This window comes from Muricauda brasiliensis (genome assembly GCF_003057865.1).
GTDB classification, from domain to species: domain Bacteria; phylum Bacteroidota; class Bacteroidia; order Flavobacteriales; family Flavobacteriaceae; genus Flagellimonas; species Flagellimonas chongwuensis.
In genome coordinates this window covers 57002-82380 of the sequence record NZ_QBTW01000006.1, presented here as the reverse complement: position 1 = coordinate 82380, position 25379 = coordinate 57002, and the positions used below count along the sequence as shown (strand labels likewise).

General features: G+C 41.8%; 23 protein-coding genes and 1 other RNA gene. 13 read left to right on the top strand and 11 right to left on the bottom strand.

What is annotated here, in order from left to right; all coding sequences use genetic code 11:
- The first annotated feature begins 64 nt into the window (after positions 1 to 64).
- Entirely contained in the window at positions 65 to 484 is a 420-nt protein-coding gene (locus DCK90_RS04785) for an STAS/SEC14 domain-containing protein (RefSeq protein WP_108245049.1), read from the top strand.
- On the opposite strand, the gene DCK90_RS04780 is transcribed toward DCK90_RS04785, so the two are convergent.
- Complete coding sequence (locus tag DCK90_RS04780) at positions 481 to 2019, bottom strand: NAD(P)H-hydrate dehydratase (RefSeq protein WP_108245048.1); 1539 nt, start codon at positions 2017 to 2019, stop codon at positions 481 to 483. The genes DCK90_RS04785 and DCK90_RS04780 overlap by 4 nt on opposite strands.
- A gap of 258 nt (positions 2020 to 2277) precedes the next feature.
- Here DCK90_RS04780 and thrA point away from each other — a divergent pair, with 258 nt between their 5' ends.
- From thrA to thrC, 3 genes are read left to right on the top strand one after another with little or no spacing between them, the layout of a single operon-like run.
- Positions 2278 to 4722, top strand: a complete 2445-nt coding sequence (thrA, locus tag DCK90_RS04775) for a bifunctional aspartate kinase/homoserine dehydrogenase I (protein ID WP_108245047.1) — start codon at positions 2278 to 2280, stop codon at positions 4720 to 4722.
- Positions 4723 to 4725: 3 nt separating this feature from the next.
- Positions 4726 to 5649 carry a homoserine kinase gene (locus DCK90_RS04770; RefSeq protein WP_108245046.1) on the top strand — a complete coding sequence of 308 codons (924 nt, stop codon included), beginning with the start codon at positions 4726 to 4728 and terminating at the stop codon, positions 5647 to 5649.
- A 4-nt stretch (positions 5650 to 5653) separates the two neighbouring features.
- Complete coding sequence (gene thrC / locus DCK90_RS04765; RefSeq protein WP_108245045.1) at positions 5654 to 6949, top strand: threonine synthase; 1296 nt, start codon at positions 5654 to 5656, stop codon at positions 6947 to 6949.
- Positions 6950 to 6954: 5 nt separating this feature from the next.
- Here the strand turns inward: thrC and DCK90_RS04760 are convergent, their stop codons facing one another.
- The gene (locus DCK90_RS04760) at positions 6955 to 8571 is read right to left on the bottom strand and encodes an aminopeptidase P family protein (protein ID WP_108245115.1); all 1617 of its coding nucleotides are present in this window, start codon (positions 8569 to 8571) and stop codon (positions 6955 to 6957) included.
- 140 nt (positions 8572 to 8711) lie between these two features.
- Here DCK90_RS04760 and gcvT point away from each other — a divergent pair, with 140 nt between their 5' ends.
- The 5 genes from gcvT to DCK90_RS04735 all read left to right on the top strand — a co-directional run bounded on the left by gcvT (position 8712) and on the right by DCK90_RS04735 (position 12312).
- Positions 8712 to 9800 carry a glycine cleavage system aminomethyltransferase GcvT gene (gcvT, locus tag DCK90_RS04755; protein ID WP_108245114.1) on the top strand — a complete coding sequence of 363 codons (1089 nt, stop codon included), beginning with the start codon at positions 8712 to 8714 and terminating at the stop codon, positions 9798 to 9800.
- A 7-nt stretch (positions 9801 to 9807) separates the two neighbouring features.
- Positions 9808 to 10626, top strand: coding sequence for a sugar nucleotide-binding protein (locus DCK90_RS04750; RefSeq protein WP_108245044.1), 819 nt, complete (start codon positions 9808 to 9810; stop codon positions 10624 to 10626).
- Between the two features lie 46 nt (positions 10627 to 10672).
- Positions 10673 to 10954 carry a 4a-hydroxytetrahydrobiopterin dehydratase gene (locus tag DCK90_RS04745; protein ID WP_108245043.1) on the top strand — a complete coding sequence of 94 codons (282 nt, stop codon included), beginning with the start codon at positions 10673 to 10675 and terminating at the stop codon, positions 10952 to 10954.
- A 70-nt stretch (positions 10955 to 11024) separates the two neighbouring features.
- Positions 11025 to 11735 (top strand): YebC/PmpR family DNA-binding transcriptional regulator, encoded by a 711-nt coding sequence (locus DCK90_RS04740; protein ID WP_108245042.1) that lies wholly within the window; start codon positions 11025 to 11027, stop codon positions 11733 to 11735.
- Between the two features lie 100 nt (positions 11736 to 11835).
- The gene (locus DCK90_RS04735; protein WP_108245041.1) at positions 11836 to 12312 is read left to right on the top strand and encodes a hypothetical protein; all 477 of its coding nucleotides are present in this window, start codon (positions 11836 to 11838) and stop codon (positions 12310 to 12312) included.
- Positions 12313 to 12423: 111 nt separating this feature from the next.
- On the opposite strand, the gene DCK90_RS04730 is transcribed toward DCK90_RS04735, so the two are convergent.
- The 8 genes from DCK90_RS04730 to DCK90_RS04695 all read right to left on the bottom strand — a co-directional run bounded on the left by DCK90_RS04730 (position 12424) and on the right by DCK90_RS04695 (position 20954).
- Positions 12424 to 13404, bottom strand: a complete 981-nt coding sequence (locus DCK90_RS04730; protein ID WP_234414631.1) for an amidohydrolase family protein — start codon at positions 13402 to 13404, stop codon at positions 12424 to 12426.
- A gap of 332 nt (positions 13405 to 13736) precedes the next feature.
- The gene (locus DCK90_RS04725) at positions 13737 to 15692 is read right to left on the bottom strand and encodes an autotransporter outer membrane beta-barrel domain-containing protein (RefSeq protein ID WP_108245039.1); all 1956 of its coding nucleotides are present in this window, start codon (positions 15690 to 15692) and stop codon (positions 13737 to 13739) included.
- Positions 15693 to 15767: 75 nt separating this feature from the next.
- The gene (locus DCK90_RS04720; RefSeq protein WP_108245038.1) at positions 15768 to 16313 is read right to left on the bottom strand and encodes a 1-acyl-sn-glycerol-3-phosphate acyltransferase; all 546 of its coding nucleotides are present in this window, start codon (positions 16311 to 16313) and stop codon (positions 15768 to 15770) included.
- A 31-nt stretch (positions 16314 to 16344) separates the two neighbouring features.
- Positions 16345 to 17475, bottom strand: coding sequence for an iron-containing alcohol dehydrogenase family protein (locus DCK90_RS04715; protein WP_108245037.1), 1131 nt, complete (start codon positions 17473 to 17475; stop codon positions 16345 to 16347).
- Complete coding sequence (locus tag DCK90_RS04710; protein WP_108245036.1) at positions 17475 to 18179, bottom strand: HAD family hydrolase; 705 nt, start codon at positions 18177 to 18179, stop codon at positions 17475 to 17477. Before DCK90_RS04710 ends, DCK90_RS04715 begins: the two co-directional genes overlap by 1 nt.
- The gene (kdsB, locus tag DCK90_RS04705) at positions 18170 to 18883 is read right to left on the bottom strand and encodes a 3-deoxy-manno-octulosonate cytidylyltransferase (protein ID WP_199912649.1); all 714 of its coding nucleotides are present in this window, start codon (positions 18881 to 18883) and stop codon (positions 18170 to 18172) included. Before kdsB ends, DCK90_RS04710 begins: the two co-directional genes overlap by 10 nt.
- A gap of 40 nt (positions 18884 to 18923) precedes the next feature.
- Positions 18924 to 19496 carry a DUF4126 domain-containing protein gene (locus DCK90_RS04700; RefSeq protein WP_394339697.1) on the bottom strand — a complete coding sequence of 191 codons (573 nt, stop codon included), beginning with the start codon at positions 19494 to 19496 and terminating at the stop codon, positions 18924 to 18926.
- A 24-nt stretch (positions 19497 to 19520) separates the two neighbouring features.
- Positions 19521 to 20954, bottom strand: a complete 1434-nt coding sequence (locus tag DCK90_RS04695) for an ATP-dependent DNA helicase (protein WP_108245034.1) — start codon at positions 20952 to 20954, stop codon at positions 19521 to 19523.
- Between the two features lie 107 nt (positions 20955 to 21061).
- On the opposite strand from DCK90_RS04695, the gene DCK90_RS04690 reads away from it, so the two are divergent.
- Genes DCK90_RS04690 through DCK90_RS04680 form a run of 3 tightly spaced genes read left to right on the top strand, consistent with a single transcriptional unit; the run spans position 21062 to position 23154 of the window.
- On the top strand, positions 21062 to 21799 hold the full coding sequence (locus tag DCK90_RS04690) for a hypothetical protein (protein WP_108245033.1): 738 nt from the start codon (positions 21062 to 21064) through the stop codon (positions 21797 to 21799).
- Between the two features lie 2 nt (positions 21800 to 21801).
- Positions 21802 to 22614, top strand: coding sequence for a DUF3822 family protein (locus DCK90_RS04685; RefSeq protein WP_108245032.1), 813 nt, complete (start codon positions 21802 to 21804; stop codon positions 22612 to 22614).
- A complete protein-coding gene (locus DCK90_RS04680; RefSeq protein ID WP_108245031.1) occupies positions 22615 to 23154 on the top strand; it encodes an RsmD family RNA methyltransferase in 540 nt (179 codons plus the stop codon).
- On the opposite strand, the gene rnpB is transcribed toward DCK90_RS04680, so the two are convergent.
- Positions 23150 to 23452, bottom strand: an RNA gene (rnpB, locus tag DCK90_RS04675) — RNase P RNA component class A. The genes DCK90_RS04680 and rnpB overlap by 5 nt on opposite strands.
- Positions 23453 to 23518: 66 nt before the next feature.
- On the opposite strand from rnpB, the gene DCK90_RS04670 reads away from it, so the two are divergent.
- A complete protein-coding gene (locus DCK90_RS04670) occupies positions 23519 to 25348 on the top strand; it encodes a DNA polymerase III subunit gamma/tau (RefSeq protein WP_234414628.1) in 1830 nt (609 codons plus the stop codon).
- Positions 25349 to 25379: the final 31 nt, after the last annotated feature.

Genomic DNA, 25379 nt, shown 5'->3' with positions numbered 1-25379 from the left:
ATTTTTCCACCAGCCTTCCTTCCCCTCTAATTTCGTAGACGAGACACTATAATTACATTTGGGGATGAAAATAACTTCTAAAAAGAAGACCGTGGTGGTACGCGAGTACCAGCTGGAAGTAGGAACCGTACAGGTTTATCAAAACTACATGGTTGCTTCCTTCAACGAGGGCGCCACAATTACATTGGAAAGAACATATCAAATCATCGGAATATCTGAAATCCATTTTAGAGACCGTGATTTTGGCTATATCAGCTTAAGAAAAAACTCCTACGCAATCGACCCCACCGTATACAACTACCTAAGAGGACTGGACAATTTGAAGGCGTTCGCTATTGTTTCCAAAAAGGAAATAGACATGCACAATTTCAATATTGAAAAAATGTTCTATAAAAAGCCCATGGAATTCTTTATCGAGTTTGACAATGCCTTGGCATGGATACAAAAAAGACTTAAGACCTTTACTGGAGAAAAGAAATCTTAATTACTATTCTCTTTCTGTTCCATTTCCGGTTGTCGGAGGAGGTCGGCATATGCATTCCCAATATTATCCACTAAAATTGAAGCCTTCAGGGCTTCATACCCTTTGGTTGAAGCTCCCAAATCGCCAGCCAACCCGTGTAAGTACACACCGAATATAGCAGCTTCAACGGACGGATACCCTTGAGCCATAAGCCCCGTTATCATACCAGTTAAGACATCTCCGCTTCCCGCCGTCGCCATTCCTGGGTTTCCGGTTGTGTTCACATAACCTTTATCATTATATATGGTAATCGTATGCGCCCCTTTGATTACGACAACAAAATTATGCTGCTTTGCAAATGACTTGGTCTTTTCCAACTTTTCAAAATCGGATTCCCAATGGCCAATCAACCGTTCCAGCTCCTTTGGGTGGGGCGTCAGTACAGATAATTGAGGAACATCTTTCAACAGTTCTGGGTTCTTCGATAAAATATTCAAGCCGTCCGCATCGATGACCATAGGTGATTTAATGTTTCTCAAAAATGAGGAAAAAGCATCAACCGTATCATCATCCTGTCCAATACCAACTCCTATTCCGACCACGGTAGGCTCAAAAGGAATCTCTATTCTCGAAATATTTTTGTCCCGTGAACCTGTCAGCACCATCACTTCGGGTACTGCAGTTTGCAAAGGGTCATATCCGCATTTGGGAACAAAAGCTGTGACCAAACCACTTCCCACACTCAAACAGGAATTGCTCGCCAATTGTACGGCACCAATCTTACCATAGCTTCCTCCAACTATTACCGAATGTCCGTAGGTTCCCTTGTGGGAGAACTTTAGCCTAGGGCGATACATGGGCAATACCTCGGGTCGCCCGATTAGTTCAAAATCCGCTTCAGTATTGGCAATAAATTCGGGGTTCAACCCAATATCAAGTACTTCCCATTGGTTAACGTAAACCCCTGTCTCCGGCAAAAAGAAAATCAGTTTGGGCAATTGAAAACTCAAAACATAACTCGCTTGTATCACATAGGATGCATTCCAAGGTGTCTTATCTACCGGCAGACCAGAAGGAACATCCACAGAAAGTGCAAATGCACGAGAGTCATTGATATGTCCAATCAATTTTCCCACCCAATCATCGGGAGCACGGTTGAGTCCAATACCAAAAATGGCATCTACCACAATATCGTTGGGGGAAAGCTCCGGCAAATCGCTCTCCTCATTTATAAAGTCAGGCCACACCTTAAGATCTTTCAACCGTTCCAAGTTCAACAGAAAATCTTCCGAACGTTTATCGCTATAATTTACTACGTATACCTTGATGGAATAACCATGTTCGTGCAACATTCTGGCCAATGCCATGCCATCTCCACCATTATTCCCGATGCCGCAGAACAATTGAATATTGACTTGGGTACCCCTTAAACGTGAATGAAGCCATTCGAACAACTGGGCTGCCGCCCTTTCCATGAGTTCTTCACTCTTTATCTGTTCTTTTTGTATTGTGGATTTATCAGCTTGATAGATTTGATGGGCAGAAAATATTTTCATTCAATAAAAAAAATTGTTTATTCTTAAGGATTTCGCAAAAAACAACACCGATGATTTGATGAAGCACACAAAAGTACTACATTTATCATCTCATTACAGAGCAATGCAGTTAAAACAAACGGATATTAACTTTAATTTGATGAATCCTTTTTCATCTACCTTCACTATTACTACTACCACCCCTTTGGGGTAATCTGCTATATATAATTCCGTCCGTTTTTTTAATCTATTTTCAATTTTTCACAACAATATTTTATCATGAAAGTCTTAAAATTTGGAGGCACTTCCGTTGCCAATCCAGAGAATATAAATAAGGTCAAATCCATCTTAAGCAATCAAAACAATGGGCAGATCGCCGTTGTGGTTTCGGCATTTGGAGGTATAACCGACCTACTGCTCAAAGCTTCTCGTTCTGCATCCCAACAAGATATCAGCTATACAGAAAGTCTTAAGGAAATCGAGGACAGGCATATTTCAGCCATACGGGAATTGATTCCCGTAAAGTCGCAAAGTGCAGCCTTGAGCAAAGTAAAGAGTGAACTCAATATTCTGGAAACCCTGTTGGAAGGAGCCTTTTTAATCGGCGAGCTTACACCAAAGCTATCCGACAAAATTGTGAGTTACGGCGAATTGCTTTCATCCTTTATCATAAGCGAATTTCTTAAATCAGAAGGCTTGGATGTTGCGTTCAAGGATAGCCGGAAACTCATTAAAACCGATTCCCATTTTGGAAAGGCCAACGTGGATTTTAAAATCACCAATGCCAATTGCGAAGAGTTCTTTGCATCCAATACGAAGCAGATTACCATGCTACCGGGGTTTGTGGCGTCCAGTAAAAACGGTGACCAAACCACTTTAGGACGTGGGGGCTCCGACTATACAGCAGCCATTATCGCTGCTGCAGTGGATGCGGAGATTTTGGAAATATGGACCGATGTTAGTGGCATGTACACCGCCAATCCAAAATTGGTCAAGCAGGCCAAATGTGTAGCCAACATCAGCTATCAAGAAGCGATGGAGCTGTCCCATTTTGGAGCCAAAGTACTATACCCTCCAACAATTCAGCCCGTATTGGGCAAGGCGATTCCCATCGCCATCAAAAACACGTTCGACCCTGAAAGTCCAGGCACCTTGATTGCCAAAAATAACAATGGCAACGGGAAAACGGTCAGGGGAATCAGCCATGTAGGAAACATTAGCTTGCTTTCTTTGGAAGGCCCCGGAATGATAGGCATCCCCGGCATATCCAAACGATTTTTCGAAACACTTTCGGTAAAGAACATCAGCATTGTCCTTATTACACAAGCATCTTCCGAGCACTCCATTTGTGTCGGTATAGCCGATGAAGATGTGGATTTGGCGGCCGAAGCCGTAAACGAGACTTTCGAATTTGAAATCTCCACAAAAAAAATAAAGCCCGTCATCGTAGAAAAAGACTTGACCATCGTGGCCTTGGTCGGTGACAACATGAAAAGTCACCAAGGATTGAGCGGTAAAATGTTCAGCACCCTAGGTAAAAACAACGTAAATATTCGTGCCATTGCCCAAGGGGCCTCGGAACGGAACATTTCTGCAGTCATAAAAAAGGAGGATGTAAAGAAAGCGCTGAACTCGTTGCACGAGACCTTTTTTGAGGAAAACATCAAACAACTCAACCTGTTCGTGATGGGCGTTGGGAATGTAGGCTCCAAATTCTTGCAACAGATACGTCAACAGAAAAAATACTTGAAGGAAGAACTAAAGCTCAACGTTCGCGTTATCGGCATCAGCAATTCACGAAAAATGGTTTTTGACGAAAGCGGCATTTCCCTTAAAGACTGGGAGAACATTTTGGAACAGGGAGAACCTGCCAACAAAGATGCGTTTTATGACCGCATCATTTCCCTGAACTACCGCAATAGTATTTTTGTGGACAACACGGCAAATGCAGAGGTTTCCAAAAGCTATTCGAGCTATCTAAAAAACAGCATTTCAGTGGTGACCTGCAATAAAATCGCATCATCCTCGGATTACGCCTATTACAAGGAACTGAAGCAATTGGCCAAACAATACAATGCCCCATATTTGTTCGAAACCAATGTAGGCGCAGGTTTGCCCATCTTGGACACCTTAAAGCACCTGATTGCATCCGGGGACAAAATCAGGAAAATACAGGCGGTTTTATCCGGTAGCCTCAATTTTGTATTCAATACTTTTAACGATTCCACTACCTTTCACGATGTAGTAAAACAGGCCCAGGAACAAGGCTATACCGAGCCCGACCCGACCATCGACCTAAGTGGTGTTGACGTGATGCGCAAAATATTGATTTTAGCCAGAGAAAGCGGCCATCAATTGAATATTGATGATATTGAAAATGAAGCCTTTTTACCCAAGGAAAGTTTAGAGACCAGCTCCAACGAAGCATTTTTTGAAAGTTTGAAGAAATATGAAGCCGATTTTCAAAAATTGTACAAGGATGCTGCCGCTTCGGATAGCAAGCTAAAATATGTGGCCCAGTTTGAAGATGGAAAGGCCAAGGTAGGACTGCAACAAATACCAAAAGGACATGATTTTTATAATCTGGAAGGAAGCGACAACATTGTGCTGTTCTTCACCGATAGATATGTGAATCAGCCGTTAATTATAAAAGGAGCCGGAGCAGGTGCGGATGTAACCGCATCGGGTATCTTTGCTGATATAGTTCGAATTGGAAATTTCTAAAGAATGGAAGAAATAAAAGTATTTTGCCCAGCGACCATTGCCAATGTGTCCTGTGGGTTCGATGTTTTAGGCCTGGCCCTTGATTCCGTAGGTGACGAAATGACCATTAGAAAAACTGCCGAAAAAGGTATTCGCATCACAAAAATATTAGGACAGAACCTACCTCTTGAAACCGAAAACAATGTGGCAGGAGTGGCAGGCATGGCCTTATTGGCCAAAAGCAACTACGATGGTGGTTTTGAAATAGAAATCGATAAGCGAATCAAACCGGGAAGTGGCATCGGCAGCAGCGCTGCAAGTTCCACAGGGGCCGTTTGGGCCATGAACGAACTCTTGGGCAGACCGTTTTCCAATTTGGAATTGGTACAGTTTGCTATGCAAGGGGAAAAATTGGCCAGTGATGTGGCCCATGCCGACAATGTTGCCCCAGCCATTTATGGGGGCTTTACTTTGGTTAGGAGCTACGAGCCGCTCGACATTATCCCGATACCAACGCCATCGGAACTGTACGCCACCGTAATCCATCCACAGATAGAGGTTAAAACCTCCGATTCCCGAAAGATTTTAAAGACTACCATTTCCATGCAACAGGGTATCCGGCAGTGGGGAAATTTGGGCGGTCTGGTTGCAGGGCTATTTCAAAACGACTACGATTTGATCGGCCGCTCTTTGCAAGACCATATTGTGGAGCCTATCCGTTCCATATTGATTCCCTCTTTTGATGACATCAAAAGAAATGTTGTAAAAGCAGGTGCTCTGGGAAGCGGAATCTCAGGGTCTGGCCCATCCATTTTTGCATTGAGCAAAGGAGAAGAAACCGCAAAAAAAGTGGCCGAGTCCATGAAAGAAACGTATCAAAACATTGGAGTGGATTTTGATATCCACGTTTCCAAAGTAAATAGCCAAGGCGTAAAGAAAATTGCTTAAATCCATGAAATTCTACAGTCTAAATAACCAAAATATTCAAGCTTCGTTCAAAGAGGCGGTCATTGCAGGAATAGCTCCTGATAAAGGACTTTATTTTCCAGAAAATATCACACTGCTTCCTGCTGATTTTTTCGAGAATATTGAGAAACTATCCAACCACGAAATAGCTTTCAAGGCAATTCATCAATTTGTGAACGAGGACATTCCGGATGAAGCATTGAAGGATATTATAGCAAACACCTTGGATTTTGATTTTCCCGTAGTCGAAATCGAAGAAAACATAGCGACATTGGAACTCTTTCATGGTCCTACCATGGCTTTTAAAGATGTCGGAGCTCGTTTTATGGCCAACTGCCTTGGCTACTTTTCGCAGGGAGAAAAACAAGATGTTACCGTTCTGGTCGCCACTTCGGGAGATACCGGTGGTGCGGTGGCCAACGGCTTTTTAGGGGTTGATGGTGTTAAAGTGGTCATCCTCTACCCTAGCGGAAAAGTTAGCGAAATCCAAGAAAAACAATTGACTACTCTGGGCCAAAACATTGAGGCCATGGAAGTGAACGGTGTTTTTGATGACTGCCAACGCATGGTCAAAACAGCTTTCTTGGACACCGAGATTACCGACCATAAAAAATTGACTTCCGCGAACAGCATTAATGTGGCCCGATGGCTGCCCCAACTGTTCTACTTCCTATTTGCATACAAACAGGCAAAATCAAAAGGCAAAGAAATTGTTTTTTCTGTACCATCAGGGAATTTTGGAAACATTTGTGCCGGAATGGTAGCCCAAAAACTGGGAATGCCCACCAAGCACTTTGTGGCCTCAACCAATGTCAACGATGTTGTGCCTAAATTTATGGAGACTGGCGTTTATGTGCCTATGTCATCCATTGCTACCATCTCCAATGCTATGGACGTGGGTGACCCGAGCAATTTTGTCCGTATCAGACATCTATATAAGGACGATTTAGAGACGCTACAGCAACACCTATCCTCTTACTCCTTTTCCGATGAAAGCACGAGAACAACTATGAAGGAGGTGCATTCCAAAGCAGGGTATGTATTGGACCCACATGGTGCGGTAGGATATCTGGGACTGAAGGAATATCAAAAATCACATTCAGACACCTATGGTATTTTCTTGGAAACCGCTCATCCTGTCAAATTTTTGGATGTTGTTGAAGAAACGCTGGGGGTAAGTCCAGAAATTCCACCGCAAATCATAAAAGTGATGGACAAAGAAAAAAAATCCCATAAAATATCAACCTACGAAGAGCTGAAGCAGTATCTAATCACTGCCTAATCCAATCAATCCAACTTGGGCAGCTGAAAACTGTCCAAGGGACTGGGTTGTTTCATTACTTCTTCAATTTCCTCAGATTTTCTTGGCGCCATTCCAGAAAGGTTGATGGGCCCATTTTCCGTAATCATAATATCGTCTTCGATTCGGACGGCAATGCCCCACCATTTCTCATCGCAATCACTGTTTTCTGGAATATAGATGCCAGGCTCAACGGTAATCACCTGATTGGCTTTAAGGGCTTGATAGGTACCTGCATCGTGTACGTCCAACCCTAAATAATGGGAGGTTCCATGCGGAAAGTAAACCCTTGCTTCCTTGGCATCTTTAATAATGCCGAGGTCCATCAATCCCTTGGTCACCACTTCCAAAGAAGCTTGATGCGGGTCCCGGAAAGAAGCACCTACCACACTAGCGGCAATGCCCGCTTCCTGCGCATTATAAACAATATCGTAAATGGCCTTTTGCTCTGGAGAGAATTTGCCATTGGCCGGGATGGTACGGGTCACATCCGCGGTATAACCATGGTATTCGGCCCCCAAATCCATCAATACCAAATCGTCCCCGACCTTGGTCTTGTTGTTCTCGATATAGTGAAGTATACAACCATTATGACCCCCACCAACAATTGAGGGATAGCCTTCGTACTCGGCTCCATATCTTTTATATACATATTCGTGTACACCCTGAATCTCGGTCTCGGACATATTGGGATGCATGGCCTTCATCACCTCAATCTGACCCACAGCTGAAATTTCGATTGCCTTTTTAAGCAGCTTCATTTCTTCCGGGGTTTTATCCTGACGCAGTTCGGCCATTACCTTCGGTAAAATACTGGAATCCAAATTGGATGAACGTTGCACCACCAAAATTTTATTTTTGATCTCGTCCCTAATTTCTTGGTTATTGGCCTCTATAAAATCGTTTAGGAGTTCATCACCCTGAAGCTCAGGATAGCGTTCCATATAGCGTTCTACCATTTCGGACAATTCATCGGCCTTATCCGGAGTGGTAGTGGCTATCCTCTCATACAGATCATTGCGTACAGGGTTATAGTCTGCAGGATAGTTTGCCTTAACCTTAAAGGTCTTTACCAAATCGAACAAATCTGCCGAACCTGGCTTATCCCGATAATCATTTTGAAAATCGACAAATGAAACATTATCGAAGGAAGTAAAATCCAATGGAAACTTTTCAAACTCGCTTCCGTTGTACACCATAGTAAACCCAAGTTGATTTTTCACTCCTTCTACGCCCAAGCGTTTACCGGTCCATTGCTCCGCTCTGGCATTTCTTTCTTGAACATAAAAAATCTCGTCAAAGGAATTTCCAGAAGCATCGGTCTGTTCCTCGGAAAAAATAACCAAGACAGCATTGGGCTCCTTATAGCCTGTCAGGTAATAAAAATTGGGGTCCTGATGATATATGTAATCAACATCGTTGGCGCGATTACGTTCTGCATTGGCAAAAAGGACCACAGCGGTATTGGGCGGTAATTTTTTCCTAACGGCATCCCTTCTTTCCTTATGAAAATCGGCGGGTAAGTAGTCAGTTGGCAAATCCTGTGAAATTGCCATTGCCCCCACCAACAAAGCGGAGAAAAGGCTCAATGTTAATTTTGACATGCTTCTATTTTTGTTGAAAATACGAATTTTGGACATATAATTCCGTGTGGGTTGATTCAGTTTTAGCAAAATCATTATACCTCAACACAATGATATCCTTAATTAATTCCATAAATTTGCAAATCTTAAAAATGGAGTCAATGAAAAATACTGCACTTACAAAAACGCATGAGGCCTTGGGAGCCAAAATGGTACCTTTTGCCGGTTACAACATGCCCGTTTCCTATGAAGGTGTGAATATTGAGCACGAGACGGTTCGCAAGGCCGTGGGCGTGTTCGATGTGTCCCACATGGGGGAGTTTTTGATCGAGGGACCAAAGGCTTTGGAACTGATTCAAAAAGTATCTACCAATGATGCCTCCAAATTGGCGATAGGCAAAGCGCAGTATAGTTGTATGACCAATGAAACGGGAGGTATCGTGGACGACCTGATCATATATATGATCAAGGACCAAACCTATCTTTTGGTGGTAAATGCATCTAACATCGACAAGGACTGGGAACACATTTCCAAGTACAACAAAAGTATAGGGGCCGATATGCGTAACCTATCGGATGATTATTCGCTACTTGCCATACAAGGGCCAAAAGCCGTGGAGGCCATGCAATCTTTGACCTCAGTAGATTTATCGTCCATCAAGTTTTACAACTTTGTGGTAGGGGATTTTGCAGGGATAGATTACGTTATTATTTCTGCTACTGGATACACAGGTTCTGGGGGTTTTGAAATCTATTGTAAGAACTCAGAAGTACAACAAGTGTGGGACAAGGTTTTGGAAGCTGGTGCCGACTTTGGCATTAAACCTATTGGTTTGGCCGCTCGTGACACCTTGCGTCTGGAAATGGGCTATTGCCTGTACGGAAACGATATTGACGATACCACCTCACCTTTTGAAGCAGGTCTGGGCTGGATTACCAAGTTCACCAAGGATTTTGTGAACAGCGAGAACCTTTCCAAGGAAAAAGCGACAGGTTCAAAAAGAAAATTGGTCGCCTTCCAAATGGAGGAACGTGGAATTCCCAGAGCGGGCTACCCTATCCTCAATGCCGAGGGCCAGGAAATAGGAAAAGTGACCTCGGGCACGATGTCACCTTCGCTTTCCAAAGGAATTGGTTTGGGTTATGTGACTATGGACCACTCCAAAGTGGATACTCCCATTTTTATTCAAATCCGTATCAACAAAGTTCCAGCAACCGTTGTAAAATTGCCATTCTATAAAAATACCTAGGTAGCCTTTGGATAAAAAAAAGATATTGATATTAGGTGCGAGTGGATTTGTGGGCAATGCCATATACAAAGAACTCTGCTCCTATTTTGATACCTATGGCACATATTACTCCAATCGCTCTTTCGCCAAGAACAAACAATTTATAAGGTACGACTTGGAGGAGGACGATATTTTCCAAGTACTCGAACAGGTCAGGCCAGACGTGATTATTTCCTCGCTTCGAGGGAATTTTCCAGCGCAGATACAAGCGCATCAGCACTTAATGGAGTACCTGATGAGAAATGAAACTCGACTATACTTTATCTCATCGGCCAATGTATTCGATGCCTACAGCAAGTTTCCATCGTATGAGCAGGACAAAACATTGTCGTTAAGCGTTTATGGTCGTCTAAAAATCAAAATTGAGAACATGATGATGCGGTTGCCCAAAGAAAAGACCGCAATCCTTAGAATTCCCATGGTTTTTGGCAACTCGTCGCCCAGAATCAAGGAAATCAAGGAAAGTATCGAGAACAACGAACCCATCGAAGTGTTCCCGAACCTGATTATCAACGTGACCAATGATTACAGGCTTACCCAACAGATTCATTACCTCATCAACCGGAACAAAACCGGTATTTTTCATTTGGGCAGCAGCGACCTTATCCAACATGAGGAATTCATCAAGGAGGTCATCGAACATCTTGGAAATTATCATCCCATTTACAAACGGGTATATACCACAAACGAAGACCGATATTTGGCAGCTTTGCCCAAGGATAACCTGCTGCCGAAGAACCTTCGTATAAGTTGTCAGGAGATTATCGACCATCATTTGCCCGTGTAGTTTTCTTTTCAATGTTTAATTGGCTATCTTCTGAAAAAACATACTTATGAAGAAGATGAACACCACAGAAATTGAAAAAGCGCTTGAATCAATATCCGGCTGGTCCCTAAAAGATGACATGATCGTTAAGTCTTTCACTTTTAAGGATTTTAAGGAGGCGTTTTCCAAAATGACTCATATTGCCTTTGAATGCGAAAAGCAAAATCACCATCCCGAATGGCAAAATGTCTACAACAATCTCACCATAAAATTGAGCACGCACGATGCCGACGGAGTTACCCAAAAAGACATTGACCTTGCTACCTCCATCGAAAAAATTATTGGCTAGCTTGAAAATAATCAACTTGACAACGGGGCATTTTTTGCTAAATTTGCCAGCATCCAGAATTTAAGAATATATGGGAAGAGCGTTCGAATTTAGAAAAGCACGGAAAATGAAACGTTGGGCCGCGATGTCCAAGGCATTTACTAGAATTGGTAAGGATATTGTTATGGCCGTTAAGGAAGGTGGCCCGGATCCAGATGCCAATTCCAAGCTCCGAGCGGTAATCCAGAACGCCAAGGCGGTCAATATGCCCAAGGACAATATTGAGCGTGCCATTAAACGGGCTTCCGATAAAAATCAAGGAGATTACAAAGAAGTGTTGTTTGAAGGCTATGCTCCTCATGGCATCGCTATTTTGATCGAGACCGCCACCGATAACAATACGCGTACCGTGGCCAACATCCGTAGTTATTTTAATAAATGTAATGGTAGTTTGGGAACATCGGGCTCAGTTGAGTTTATGTTCGACCATACCTGTAGTTTTACCATAAATGGCGAGGGATTGGACCCAGAGGAACTGGAATTGGAACTGATTGATTTTGGTGCCGAAGAGGTTTTTGTTGATGAAGACGGCATTCATATTTATGCGCCTTTTGAAAACTTTGGGGCCATTCAAAAAGAGTTGGAGTCCAGAGAGATTGAAATCATTTCTTCAGGCTTTGACAGAATTCCACAAGTAACCAAAGAATTGAACGAGGAAGAGGTTGCCGATGTAGAGAAATTGCTGGAAAAAATAGAGGAAGACGACGATGTTCAGAACGTATTTCACAGCATGAAAGAGTAAGGTTGTACCTACATCTCAAAAAGTAATCACTTCATCTACTTTAGTTGCATTTTGGACTAAAAGTTAAGTACTTTTATTCTAAATTTAATTTGTTCCCCCAATGAAGAACTCCATAAAGGTATTTGGTTTATTCGCATTATTCCTTATTCTATTTTCCTGTAGTAGTTCTGATGGAGAAAACTCACCTGATGTCATCCCAACAGGTGAACCTATTGAGTTTACAGGAGAATGGTCGGCAGAAAAAGCGGTATTTGATATTGAATTTGAAGATTTGACCGAAACAGCCGATTTTATAGCTGAAGGGGGATCCATAAATCTTAATGTTGAAGAAAATGGAAGCTTCTCTATTCAATTTGTACTAGGGCAAAACTCAGAGAGCATAACAGGTCAAATGAGTATAAATGACGACTTGCTCACCATTGTTTTTGATTACTCCCTTTCCGATAGATCTTATTTTGAAGTCCATCATACGGATAATATTCTTGAAATTGATGGAGGTCCATTGGAATATGATTTTGACGACGATGGAACTCCTGAGCCCGCCTTGGTAAGTTTTAGATTCATTTCCAATCAATAGAACAGTACAATTTCCCCGAACTTTATTAGAGGTAATATCTAAGGAAAATTTAAAAAACATAAAAAAGGGCTTGCCGAACGGCAAGCCCTTTTTTATTCTTCCCAATAGGCCCTATTCAAATTTAGATGCATCCAAATTGAAAAAACGTACAGCATTATTGAAGAAGATATCCCGTTTTTGCTCTTCGGACAGATAATTGGCGCTCTCAATAACCTGAATAGAAGTTTCAAATAGTTCTGGCCACATCATAAAATCGGTTCCATATAAAATCCGTTTTCCAAAACCGGCCTGCACCAATCGTTTTAGGTAATCATGAATCTCTTCTAAGGGATATGACCAGATAAATCCGGCCAAATCTACATACACATAGGCATTGGCGCCCATCAGTGCAATCATTTGGTCGGCCATGGGATATCCCGCATGCATTACCCAAATTTTCAACTTTGGGTGTCTGGCCAACATATCTTCCAATAAAAATGGTTGTCCCAATGAGGCTCTATATGCAGGTCTGGTAATATTAATGGTACCGTTGCCCCCTGTTCCCATATGGATTCCAACAGGGATTCCCAACTCCTCGGCTACGCCAAAGTACTCATCCAATGACATATCGCTAGGGGACATTCCTTGATATTGAGGGGCCACCTCCCCCATAACTTTGTAAAATCCTGTGGACAACGAATCACGAAATGCCTCCACCGTCATTTGGTCTGCATTACTGATAGCCAACGATGGAATGATTTTATCAGGAGCGGCCTTATGCCACCTATGAATCACTTTAGCATCTCCACTTACCACCATTGTAATGTTTAACTCCTCATTGGCCCTAAGAATTGCAGCGTCCATTTCGGCATCACTTCTGGCAGGTTGCAATGGATTGATGCAATCAGTGTCCATAAAAACAGGTGGATCTTGATTTGGGTCGCCCCCTGGCATATCCTTTAAAAACCATGGACACATGGGAGAGCCATTCGGGTTGCCTCCCATGGCATGCACATGCACATCGATTATAGGCAACCTTTTTTTGGATTCTTGGGCAGTTGAAATAAAAGCAAAACAAAAAGATAAAAAGCAAGAAAAAAGAAGTTTCTCCATTAATAGTTTGGTTGAAGGTTTCATATATAGTTTGTTAGTTAATAAGGTTTCAATTTAACGCTTTTGCATAAATTATGAATACTCAGCTAACTTTAAAAAAGCCAAGGGGCCTACAAGAATGCAGACCCCTCAGTCACCAAAATAACCCAACCTAAAACTTTATCTTAATTTATATTACCACTCTTTTTGTACGTAATTTCCTATACTTACGAAGAAAGTATAGGGGTGGTTTGGTTTTTTTTAAAATTTTTTTGAAATAAAAAAAGGGTCCACAAAATGTGGACCCCCGTGACATCTAATTCACTTTCCCTAGCTTAGTATTTTAATAGTTTTTAGTTGTTATACAAATACATAGAGGAAGACCCTGCCAAATCCATACTCCATGATGGATATACGTTACCTTCCGATTCCAAGCTGTTCTCAAAACCAAGGACTTTTCCATTTCCTATTTCGGATATGTAAACGGTCTTTGTTTTGGCATCGTAGGCCACATCGATTGGATTGCCCAACTCTGTGTAAGATCCTGCAATTCGCTTTTGACTGGAGAGCGCAATAGTTCCTCCATTCTCCGTATTACTTATTAACCCACTAAAGTTTGCCATAGTATGGATGCCTCCATCGTCTGTTGTATTTGCAGCATCCCCTATATCCGTCATCACCAAAACATCATCAGAAACGCTATACGTAATACCATGGGTTCTTACGATACCTTCAATGGTCACTCTTTTTGAGGCTGACAACATAGCATCTTCAGTATTTGCAAAAAAGTCAGCGAATATCGCCAAGTCACTGGAATTATCAACTATAGCCAATAGGTCGTCCCCCATAAAGGTGATTCCCCAGACATCAAAACCAATATCAAAAGTGTTCATCAAAGTAAATGAGGAACCATTGTGGGAATACACATAAAATGTATGGTTCATGTTATCGGAAACCACTACTTTGTTTCCGTAGACAGCTATTTCCCTTGGACTCATTAAATCAGCTGAACTGGAAAAATCGATATCCAACGTTACACCGTCACTGTTAAATCCAAAGCCTCCGTAATATTCCAAGGCAAGATTAGACCTTGAAGCTTGAATCAGGTAATCGTTTAAGCCAGAATAATATATTCCTTCGGAAGTAGCCGAACCTGTGATGATTGTTTTTGAGGTGCCATTCACTACATCATACACAACCACGTTTCCATTGGCCGTACTTGTTGTGTAAAGTTGGGTCATCCCCATTTCACTGGAATCGCCCATATCGCCATCGGTTTCATCACTGGAAAAATAAATGGAGGAGGCCGCGGTCAAATCCACATTGAACGTTGGCGCAATATTACCGCCGCTACCTATGGATGAAAAACCAAGTACTTTGCTGGTTCCGATATCCGAAACATAGACAATATCAGTTTCTGAGTCGTAGGCCACATCAATGGGATTGCCCATTAAAGTGGACGACCCAGCTACCCTGATTTGATTATCGGTAGTAAGCACATCACCATCGGAAAGGGCATCAAATTTTAGTGAAAAATCATTAATGATGTGAAAACCCCCATCATCATCGGTATTTGCTGCATCACCAATGTCGGTCATGACCATTACATCATCGGAACCACTATAGGTAAGTCCGTGGGTTCTCACTATTCCCTCGATAGTAACTCGTTTGTCCGGATACATTGTACCGTCCATAGCTTTGTCCAAAAAGTTGTAATAAACAGCTAAATCACTGGAAATATCAACCACGGCGTACAAGTCGCCTCCTTTAAAGGTTATTCCCCAAACTGGAAACGGGACATCAACTGTAGTTTGTAAGGAAAACATTGTTCCTGTTTTTTGATATACAAAAAACTTATTGGAACCGTTATCCGCAACCACATAATAATCACCGTAGACGGCCAATTCACGTGGACTTTCCAAATCCGCATCACCGTTGAAGGAAATATCCAAGCTTAGGTCTACGTCCAAAAGGTCTGTTACATCAAAAGATTCCAACCAATTGCTCGATCTTGATGCCTGTATTACCAAATCCTCGGATGCATCGTAATAAATACCTTCGGCAGCCGTGGATGAAGTTCCAATAGTAAGTTGAGTGTCATTGGTGATATCAAATTTAGTGATATCGCCATTGTCATTGTTTGTTACGTAAAGCTCTGCACGTCTGCCTTCCACCATTTCATCATCATCATCGTTGCCACCCATATCATCGGGCATCATTGAGTTGTCGTCTTCACTACAGGATACCATAACCATAAACATGGACAGCAATCCCATTTTAAAAATTGAGGTTGTTAATGTGTGTTTCATATGACAGTTTTTAGATTAGTACTCTGCCATACTTACGGAAACATGTGTGGGAGGGTTTGGTTTTTATTGGAAAAACTATGGAGTAAAACTGTATTCGGGTATTTTTCCTTTAACCTCTTTGTAAAATTTATTGATTTTTTCAAAGTCGCCTTCCATACTGCCCGTAGCATAAAAAGGCTCTGCTATCTTGATTTCCTTTTTTCCGAAATCAAAAGCGACCATCACAATCGGAACATTGGCCTTTTGGGCGATATGATAAAACCCTGTACGAAGCTGTTCCACTTTTTTTCGGGTTCCTTCGGGGGCCAATGCTAGACGAAATACGCTTCGTGTATTGAAAATCCGAACAATATTGTCTACAGTGTTCGAGTTTTTGGAACGATCTACGGGAGCGCCACCTGTCCATCTAAAAAAACAACCAAATGGAGGTTTGAAAAGACTCTTTTTTCCAATATAATTGATTTCCTCGTTGAGGACTTTTCGAATTAAAAGTCCTAAAAAAAAGTCGAGCCAGTGCGTATGGGGAACCACAATCAATACACATTTGTCCAAATCAGGAAAGTCCCCCTTGAGCTTCCATCCCATTATTTTGTAGTAGAGAAATTTGGACAGCGATTGCATTATGTTGTGTCTGTTCTATAAAGAACACATCTTATATTTTCTGGTATAATGCTTGAAGACGTTCAGGTGTCATGATGCTTTTCCAATCCTTGCCCAAGGCATTCTCCCAAAGCGGCTCCAATCCCAAGGAAATACTCACCATAACGTCAAAATCGTTTTGGGTAAGGTCGGCACAGATGCCTTTTGGCAAAACAATATCATTCTTTTTCAGCATTTTATTAAAGAGTGAAACTCCTTCAGGATAAAACTCTTCCAAATGTTGGAACACCAAGCAGTTCCCAATACCGTGCTTGACTCCCAATAGATAAGAAAGGCCATAGCTCATCGCATGTGCCACCCCAACTTGGGAATAGGCAATGCTCATACCCCCATGCCAAGAAGCCATCATCAATTTATCACGGGACTCCTCGTCAGGGATATCCTCAAGAAATACTTCCTTGCACAGTTCCATGGATTTTTCGCCATAACTCTGACTGAACGCATTCAAATATGTACCCGTTAGCGATTCCACACAATGAATAAAACAATCCATTCCCGTGTAGAACCATTGCTCTTTAGGAACAGTTTTGCTGAAATCCGGGTCCAAAAGAACTTGGTCAAAAGGAGTAAAGTCTGAATTGATACCCAACTTCTTTTCCGGACCGAGCAGTACTGTGGTTCGGGATACTTCGGCACCAGTTCCGCTGATGGTGGGTACACCTACATGATAAAGTGCAGGCTTGTGCACCAAATCCCATCCCTGATAGTCCTTGGCCAATCCTTTGTTGTTCAATAATATGGAAACAGCCTTCGCCAAATCGAGCAAGGTGCCCCCTCCTATTCCGATAATTCCGGAGGGAAGTTCGGCATACTTTTCCCTTATTTGGGCCACTAAGGCATCCACTTGGGCAGTTTTGGGCTCCTCATCAGCAGAAATGAATATGATTTCATCATTGAACATGAGAGGAACTTTTGCCATAAACTCGGTGTTCTCAAAAAAATCGTCCACCAAAAAGATAAAGGGTGCCTCAGAACTTTTACGTTGGGGCAATAAAATATCTCCCAACTGAGAAAAACATCCTGACCCAAATATTACCCTTGGTACCATGGGAAAGTTCTTGTAAGCGGTTTTATGCGTTGTGGCTGCTACTTCTTGCTTCTTCAAATTATTGTCTGTCTTCATTAGTTGTCCAAATACTTCAAAATATCTTTGAGGCCGTTCAATTTAAGATGATTGTTCTGCATTTCATCTTCCGACACCATTTCATGGGCCCATGTGGTATGAAACGGCACATGTACCGCTTGCGCACCAATATTCAAGATAGGCAATACATCCGACTTTAAGGAGTTTCCTATCATTAAAAATTCGTTGACTTCTATTTTTAAATGCTCCAACAAATTCTTGTAATTGCTTTCTTTTTTATCGCTCAATACTTCCACATGATGAAAATATTCGGACAATCCCGATTTTTCCAATTTCCTTTCTTGGTCCAAAAGGTCACCCTTGGTGAGCACGATCAATCTATACTTGCCCATCAACTTCGAAAGTACTTCCTCCACACCATCGAGCAACTCTACGGGATGTGAAATCATATCCTTGCCCAGTTCCAATATTTGTGCGATAGTTTCTTGGGATACTTTATTATTGGATAGGTCCAAGGCAGATTCTATCATGGAAAGCATAAATCCTTTTATGCCATACCCATAAATGTCCAAATTGGCCATTTCCATTTTAAAGAGCTCTTGGTCTATTTTGTTCTTGGTCTCGTAACCTTCCAATAGCTCAGCAAACTTTTCCTCGGTATCCCTAAAATAAGTTTCGTTTACCCAAAGGGTATCGTCCGCATCAAAGCCAATGGTTTTTATGTTGGAAAAATCTACTTCCATACCTTTCTCGCTCTTTCCAGGTCTTCCGGCGTATCGATTTCGATACCGGTGACATGGGTTTCGACCATTTTTATTTTTTTGCCATATTCCAAAAATCGGATGGCTTCAATTTTCTCCTTTGCCTCCAAGGGCAGCATGGGCAATTTTTGAAAATCCATCAATGCCCGCTTTCTAAACACATATACTCCCTTGTGCTTGTAATATGTTACATCTACCTTCTCGTCTCTGGGGTAAGGAATCGGTGACCTTGAAAAATAAAGGGCAAAATCCTGATTATCCACGATTACTTTTACCGTATTGGGATTGGCTATTTCCTCCCAATCGGTAATCGGGGTCATCAAAGAGCCCAGGTCAATCTCTTTTTCTGTGTCATTCTTAAACACCTTGATGATTTTTTCCAAGCTTTCGGCGTCAATGAAAGGCTCATCCCCTTGAACATTGATCACCACATCCACATCCATATCTTCGACCGCTTCGGCAATTCTATCGCTTCCGCTTTCGTGTGTTTTTTTGCTCATAATCACCTTGCCGCCAATGCCCTCAATTACATCGGCAATTACTGGGCTATCGGTAACCACATAGACCTCATTAAAAAGTCCGGTTTTTACAGCCGCTTCGTAGGTTCTTACGATTACGGGTTTCCCGCCAAGGTCCTGCATTAATTTTGCAGGGAACCGTGAGGCTTGGTAACGAGCGGGAATCATGGAGATTATATTCACTTTATTCTTTTTGGTTGAATGATTTCTATTTTGACTTAGGTCTTATTTTTCTATATATCCTGAAGATGACCACCAATATGATGATGACCAGAATTGCCGCTATCGGAGGTACTAATATAGATGCGGTACTCACAGCTACGGCCGCCCCTGTTTCCACGGTCGACACCAACGGATTGGCAAGACCTCCCGTGGTTCCCGTAGATGCCAATCTACCGGTTGCATTGGCGCCTTTAATGGCCGTTGCGGTTCCCCCTCCTGCAATTATAGCCAATGACCAAGTTACCACGGGGTCTAAATTGGCCGCTGTGGATACCACCACCGCTGTACCTGCTATTCCAGCCAAGGGAATGGCTATGCTGTCCAAAACATTGTCGACCCAAGGGATAAAGTAGGCGAAAATTTCAACAATTGTTGCCATCCCCAAGGTTATAAGTGCCGTAAGGCTTCCTATCCATTGCCAGCTATCGTTCAATTCCCAGACCCCCATGTATGCCGCAAAACTAAGCGCAAAAAGAGGAAGAAAAACTCGAAAACCTACGGAAGCGGCCAATCCGATTCCGAGAAACAAACTTATTATAGTATCTGGTTCAATATTCATGTTGTAGTCTAAAATAGGTTTTTCCTAGTCAAGAAAAAAATCATCCTTAAAACCTATCAGATAGAGTTGCCGCTCCGCCCTTGTCACGGCAGTATACAACCATCTCAGATAATCTTTATCAACACCATTGGGCAAATACGGCTGTTCCACAAAAACGGTGTTCCACTGTCCCCCTTGGGATTTATGACATGTAATGGCATAGGAAAATTTTACTTGGAGTGCATTAAAGAACTTATTGTTTTTTACGCCCAAGAACTTTCTGTATTTGGATTTCTCGTGGGCATAATCTTTCATCACCTCTTGGTATAATCTGTTTCCATCATCATAAGAAAGTGAAGGGGTCTCCGCCGATATGGTATCCAAGAGAAGAACGGTTTCAAAAGGTTTCTGGTTGGGATAATCCACCATTTTTACCTTTACCTCCGCAAATTTGAAACCGTACAGCTCTTTAATCGCAAAAAGCTCCAGCACCTCTATAATATCACCATTGGCGATAAAGCCGGCTTCGGAATTTGGCTTTAGCCAGAAGTAATTGTTTTTGACGACCATCATAAAATCGCCCACCGAAATTTCATTATCCAAGAACAGAATGCGCTCCCTTATATTTTGATTGTAGAGATTGGCCCTTTTATTGGAGCGAACGATAATGGCCGTCTGCTCCTTTCCGTTTTGACTGTATGAGGAATCAATGGCCTCTTGTATTTCGTTCCCATCAATCAAACGGACAATATCTTTATAATGATGGAGCTCAAATTTAAAATCCTCAAAGAATTCGGACTGTAACTGTTCGCGGAGATTGGTGGCGTTATGCAGTATTCCTGAATCATCCGATTGTCGCATAACCTCGTCCAATTCCAAACATTCCACCTCTTTATCATAATTTAAGGATAGTCGACCTTCATCCAACGCAGGGCTCAATTCCAGCTTTACGGGGGGCAACTGAGCGGTATCCCCGATCAATATCAATTTACAGTTATGGCCAGAGTGCACATAAAACATTAAATCGTCCAACAAGGAACCGTTTTCAAATAACTTGGAATCGGCAGGTGTATCCGGGATCATGGATGCTTCGTCCACTATAAAAACCGTGTTTCGATGTTTGTTAGGGGCCAAAACAAACTGTATGCCCCCACCGGATTGTTTCTTTGGAAAATAAATCTTTTTGTGGATGGTAAATGCCTTGTTGCCGGAATAAACTGACATTACTTTGGCCGCCCTGCCTGTAGGTGCCATTAAAACAGAACTCATTTTTACTTTCCATAGGCTGCTCACCAAAGTGGCCACCAAGGTAGTTTTTCCAGTTCCGGCAAACCCCTTTAACAGGAACACATCGTCCTTTTTTCCTTCTAAAGCAAAGTTAGCCAGTCTATTAAGTGCCTCTCCCTGTTTTAAGGTAGGTGTGTGGGGAAATTTTTCGGTTAAAATCTTTAAAAATCCAGGTGCGTTAAAATCCTTCATGAGTGCTAAATATAGTGGTCTTTTTTAAAGCAAAAAGTTTCGCAATAAAAAAAATATTGTAGATTTGTCTGTAACCACTAAATTAACTTTGAAAGACAGTAGCAGATATGTTAAATTTAATTCTTATTGTTGTTTTAATATGCCTTGTGACCGTAGGGCTAGTTTTCTTGATCGATAGATTTTTACCTCAAAAAGTAAAGCCGGTTTTAGTAATTCTATTTGGAATTCTGAGCATTTACCTTGGATACAAAATCTATGATTCGATCAACGCCCCCATAGAGTTCAACAAGGTAAGAAATGAAAGATTTACCCAGGTCATCAATAAACTTAAGGACATCAGGGATTCACAAGAAGCTTATAAGACCGTTAACGGGAAGTACGCTGGTAATTTTGAAAGCCTGATTCAATTTATTGATACTGGAAGCTACACCATTACAACTCAGCGTGATTCCTCTTTCATGAGATATGACAGAGCCTATCAGATTGATATGCAACAGGATACAATCATCATCGATACGTTAGGTACTGTAAAGGTTAAAGATTCACTTTTTGGTGCAGATGATCGTTACAAAACCATGATGAACGTTCCTTTCGCCCAAAACAACGAGAAGTTTGAAATGAAGGCCGATATCATCGACAAGAGCGGATATAAAGCACCTGTTTTCGAAGCTAAAGTTAAGAAAGAGGTTGTGCTATATGATCAGCCACAAGACCTTCTTGAAAAAGAAAAGTCTTATCAAAGTGTTGAAGAGGTAAACGGTACTGAAATAAAAGTTGGTTCATTGACCGATGTTAGCACCAATGGTAACTGGCCTCCTATCTACGATAGAAAAAAGAAAAACTAGCTATAGCACAGAACGTACAAAATAGCACGTATAGAAAACTGTCCATTCAAGCTGGCTTGAATGGACTTTCTTTTTGTGTATTGGACACCATTACCAATAAAATCATTGCTTTTGAAAGAGTTGGCTTTAAAACCCAGCTCACCCCGTACCTCATGCTGAAAGAGCTAAAGGAAAAGCTGGGCAATCAAAATCAAATCGGGAAAGACTTTTCCGAAGTAATGGTCATCCATAAAAACAATATGTTCGGTTTAGTTCCGAAGCCGCTTTTTAACAAAGAAGAGTTGCCAAACTATCTTAAGTTCAACGCCAAAATTATGGCTAATGACCTTATAGCTTACGATGAAATCCCTAATCAGGATATCGTAAATGTTTATATTCCTTATACCAATATTAACAACTACATCTTTGAGCTTTTTGGAGAGTTTGAGTTCAAGCACAGTGGTACTGTTCTCATAAACACTTTATTGAACCAAAACCGAACTACACTGGAACCTATGTGCTATGTTCAGGTATCAGAAAGAGAGATGGAGATGGTAGTGGTATCCGAAAAAAAATTGCTCTTTTACAATCAGTTTGAATTTAAAAACAAGGAAGACTTTCTTTACTATCTATTGTTCAGTTTAGAACAATTGGACATGGATCTTGAAAAAATACAGTTAAAATTGTTCGGCGCCATTGAAGAGGACGACCCAATCTATGAGCTGTGCTACCAGTATGTTAAGAATATTTCCGTCTTTATTCCAAGCAACCCCTCCTTCACCTTAGAACAGTTGGAAAACGAAAGCATTGACTTTTCCATATTAAGCGCACTTTAAATGCGGATTATCTCAGGAAAATATAAAGGCAAAAGATTAACGGCGCCTAAAAAGTTGCCCGTGCGCCCCACTACCGATATGGCCAAAGAAGCCCTGTTCAACATTTTGAACAACCGCTTCTATTTTGACGAACTAAAAGTGTTGGACCTATTTTCCGGCACTGGAAATATAAGCTACGAATTTGCATCCCGTGGAGCTAAAAACATTACCGCCGTTGATGGTTTTCCTGGATGTGTCCGATACATTTCGAAGACCGCTCAGGAGCTTGAACTTTCAATTTCCCCCGTCAAATCCGATGTATTTAAGTTTCTGGAAGCCACACCTGAAAAGTTTGACCTTATTTTTGCCGACCCACCTTACAATTTTAGCACAGAGCAGTTTTTAAAAATTGCCGACTTGGTTTTTGATAAAGAGCTTTTATTGGAAGATGGCGTACTTATTATTGAGCATTCGGACCAAACCAATCTTTCCGAGCATCATCAATTTTCGGAACAACGCAAATACGGCGGAAGTATATTCAGTTTTTTTGAAATAGAATAAAAGCAGGCCATAAGCCGGATTCTGTATACCCTTATCATTTATCTAGACAAATGGTTGCCCAAGTGTTCTAACCGCCTACCCTCCAACTCGGGCGTGCAGCCCTCGAACATTGGTTTACATGACGTTTCACCGCATAGAGTTTACCTGATTTCACTACAGCCGAACTGTACTTGCTTTCTGTTGCACTTGTCCTCGCCTTTCGGCGGACGGGCGTTACCCGCTATGCCGCACTATGGTGTCCGGACTTTCCTCTTCAAGTTTGGTTGCCCAAACTTGCAGCGATAAGGTGGCCTGCTGGGCGCAAAGGTAATCCAATTGTTAATAAAAAAAGTGGTAACTCCCATATTGGGTTCAACTTTGGCCAATGCTATTTTTATATTTGTATGAAATCTTTTTTTTCAGCGTATTGGAACCCTTTATTGTATCAGCAAGAAAATATAGGCCCCAAACATTTAAGGATGTCGTGGGACAATCCTCCATTACCAATACGTTGCTGAACGCCATCGAGAACAATCATCTCGCACAGGCGTTATTGTTCTGCGGACCACGAGGTGTCGGGAAAACTACCTGCGCACGTATTTTGGCCAAAAAGATAAATCAAGATGGCACAGAACGGGAAGATGAGGATTTTGCCTTCAATATTTTTGAACTTGATGCCGCTTCCAATAACTCTGTTGATGATATCCGTAGTTTGATTGACCAAGTACGTATTCCTCCACAAACAGGAAAGTATAAGGTTTACATCATCGACGAGGTTCATATGCTCTCCCAATCAGCGTTCAACGCCTTCTTGAAGACGTTGGAAGAGCCGCCAAAACATGCAATTTTTATTTTGGCGACAACGGAAAAGCATAAAATTATTCCGACCATACTCTCCAGATGTCAAATATTCGACTTTAAGAGAATAACGGTAAAGGATGCCTCGGAATACCTAAAGTACATTGCCGAACAACAAGGTATACAAGCAGAAGAAAGTGCATTGCACATTATTGCCCAAAAGGCAGATGGCGCCATGCGGGACGCTTTATCCATTTTTGATAGGGTAGTGAGCTTCTCGGGAAAAGAGTTGACCAGAAAGGCCGTAACGGAAAACCTCAACGTTCTTGATTACGACATTTATTTCTCGGCAACCGACTTGATTCTTGAGAACAACATTCCCGAACTTTTGATCCTGTTCAACAAAACCTTGTCACTTGGTTTTGACGGCCACCATTTTATCACCGGTCTAGCTTCCCATTTTAGAGATTTGATGGTATGCCAGCATCCCGATACCTTAAACTTGCTTGAGGTAGGCGAAGATGTGGCAAAACACTATCTAGAGCAGGCCAAAAAGACTTCGAAACAGTTCTTGTTGAAAGCCATTGACATGGCCAATGATTGTGACCTGCAATACAAAAGCAGTAAAAACCAACGACTGCTCGTAGAGCTCTCCCTTATGAAATTAGCGTCCATCACTTATGATGGAGAAAAAAAAAACTCTAGTTTCATAATACCGGCATCCTTTTTCAAAGGAAAAACCATCAATACGAACGGAACCAAAGCCCCAGAACACAAGGGTGTAGAAACCGAGCAAACTACATCTCCAATTGAGGAAAAAAAGGGAACAATACCCTTGGCAACGAAACCAACGCCCGCTGATGAGGTTTCAACTCCTAAAGAAGAAATGGAAAAAGAGCTGGTCAGTGAACCTAAGGAACCTTATCAACCTAAAAAAATACAAATCAAGGGATCCGAAAAAAGGGTTTCAGGGCTATCGTTGTCCAGTATCAAAGTGAAAAGGGCACATGAGAATACCAAATCCCCGAATATCGACGAAAAAGACCTTCCCAAAGATGCTTTTGAAGAAAAAGAAATGCAGCAGCATTGGGATGACTTTGTCCATGAACTGGAAAGGCAGGGAAGGAAAATATTGGCCAGTAACCTTCAAACAGATGTTCCAAAGCTTAAAAATGACCATGTAATTTGGATTGAGTTGCCGAACGGCACCATGAAAAAGGAGATTGAAAGGGAACAAAGTCTAATGCTGGACTACCTCAAACAAAAACTGAACAACTATTCCATTTCCCTTTACATAACCGTAAATGAGGAGGTTGCCAAAAAGTTTGCCTTTACTCCAGAGGAGAAGTATGAGAAATTGAAAGAAAAGAACCCGAATATCGAACTCTTGCGCAAGGAGTTCGACCTAGATTTTTAACAAACCGTACTTTCCCGTTATCTTTGCTCCC

Bases quoted from the DNA above. Each gene is read 5' to 3' on its own strand.
- DCK90_RS04785 (WP_108245049.1), top strand. From the start codon at position 65: ATGAAAATAACTTCTAAAAAGAAGACCGTGGTGGTACGCGAGTACCAG.
- DCK90_RS04780 (WP_108245048.1), bottom strand. From the start codon at position 2,019: ATGAAAATATTTTCTGCCCATCAAATCTATCAAGCTGATAAATCCACA.
- thrA (WP_108245047.1), top strand. From the start codon at position 2,278: ATGAAAGTCTTAAAATTTGGAGGCACTTCCGTTGCCAATCCAGAGAAT.
- DCK90_RS04770 (WP_108245046.1), top strand. From the start codon at position 4,726: ATGGAAGAAATAAAAGTATTTTGCCCAGCGACCATTGCCAATGTGTCC.
- thrC (WP_108245045.1), top strand. From the start codon at position 5,654: ATGAAATTCTACAGTCTAAATAACCAAAATATTCAAGCTTCGTTCAAA.
- DCK90_RS04760 (WP_108245115.1), bottom strand. From the start codon at position 8,571: ATGTCAAAATTAACATTGAGCCTTTTCTCCGCTTTGTTGGTGGGGGCA.
- gcvT (WP_108245114.1), top strand. From the start codon at position 8,712: ATGAAAAATACTGCACTTACAAAAACGCATGAGGCCTTGGGAGCCAAA.
- DCK90_RS04745 (WP_108245043.1), top strand. From the start codon at position 10,673: ATGAAGAAGATGAACACCACAGAAATTGAAAAAGCGCTTGAATCAATA.
- DCK90_RS04740 (WP_108245042.1), top strand. From the start codon at position 11,025: ATGGGAAGAGCGTTCGAATTTAGAAAAGCACGGAAAATGAAACGTTGG.
- DCK90_RS04735 (WP_108245041.1), top strand. From the start codon at position 11,836: ATGAAGAACTCCATAAAGGTATTTGGTTTATTCGCATTATTCCTTATT.
- DCK90_RS04730 (WP_234414631.1), bottom strand. From the start codon at position 13,404: ATGGAGAAACTTCTTTTTTCTTGCTTTTTATCTTTTTGTTTTGCTTTT.
- DCK90_RS04725 (WP_108245039.1), bottom strand. From the start codon at position 15,692: ATGAAACACACATTAACAACCTCAATTTTTAAAATGGGATTGCTGTCC.
- DCK90_RS04720 (WP_108245038.1), bottom strand. From the start codon at position 16,313: ATGCAATCGCTGTCCAAATTTCTCTACTACAAAATAATGGGATGGAAG.
- DCK90_RS04715 (WP_108245037.1), bottom strand. From the start codon at position 17,475: ATGAAGACAGACAATAATTTGAAGAAGCAAGAAGTAGCAGCCACAACG.
- DCK90_RS04710 (WP_108245036.1), bottom strand. From the start codon at position 18,179: ATGGAAGTAGATTTTTCCAACATAAAAACCATTGGCTTTGATGCGGAC.
- kdsB (WP_199912649.1), bottom strand. From the start codon at position 18,883: ATGATTCCCGCTCGTTACCAAGCCTCACGGTTCCCTGCAAAATTAATG.
- DCK90_RS04700 (WP_394339697.1), bottom strand. From the start codon at position 19,496: ATGAATATTGAACCAGATACTATAATAAGTTTGTTTCTCGGAATCGGA.
- DCK90_RS04695 (WP_108245034.1), bottom strand. From the start codon at position 20,954: ATGAAGGATTTTAACGCACCTGGATTTTTAAAGATTTTAACCGAAAAA.
- DCK90_RS04690 (WP_108245033.1), top strand. From the start codon at position 21,062: ATGTTAAATTTAATTCTTATTGTTGTTTTAATATGCCTTGTGACCGTA.
- DCK90_RS04680 (WP_108245031.1), top strand. From the start codon at position 22,615: ATGCGGATTATCTCAGGAAAATATAAAGGCAAAAGATTAACGGCGCCT.
- DCK90_RS04670 (WP_234414628.1), top strand. From the start codon at position 23,519: ATGCTATTTTTATATTTGTATGAAATCTTTTTTTTCAGCGTATTGGAA.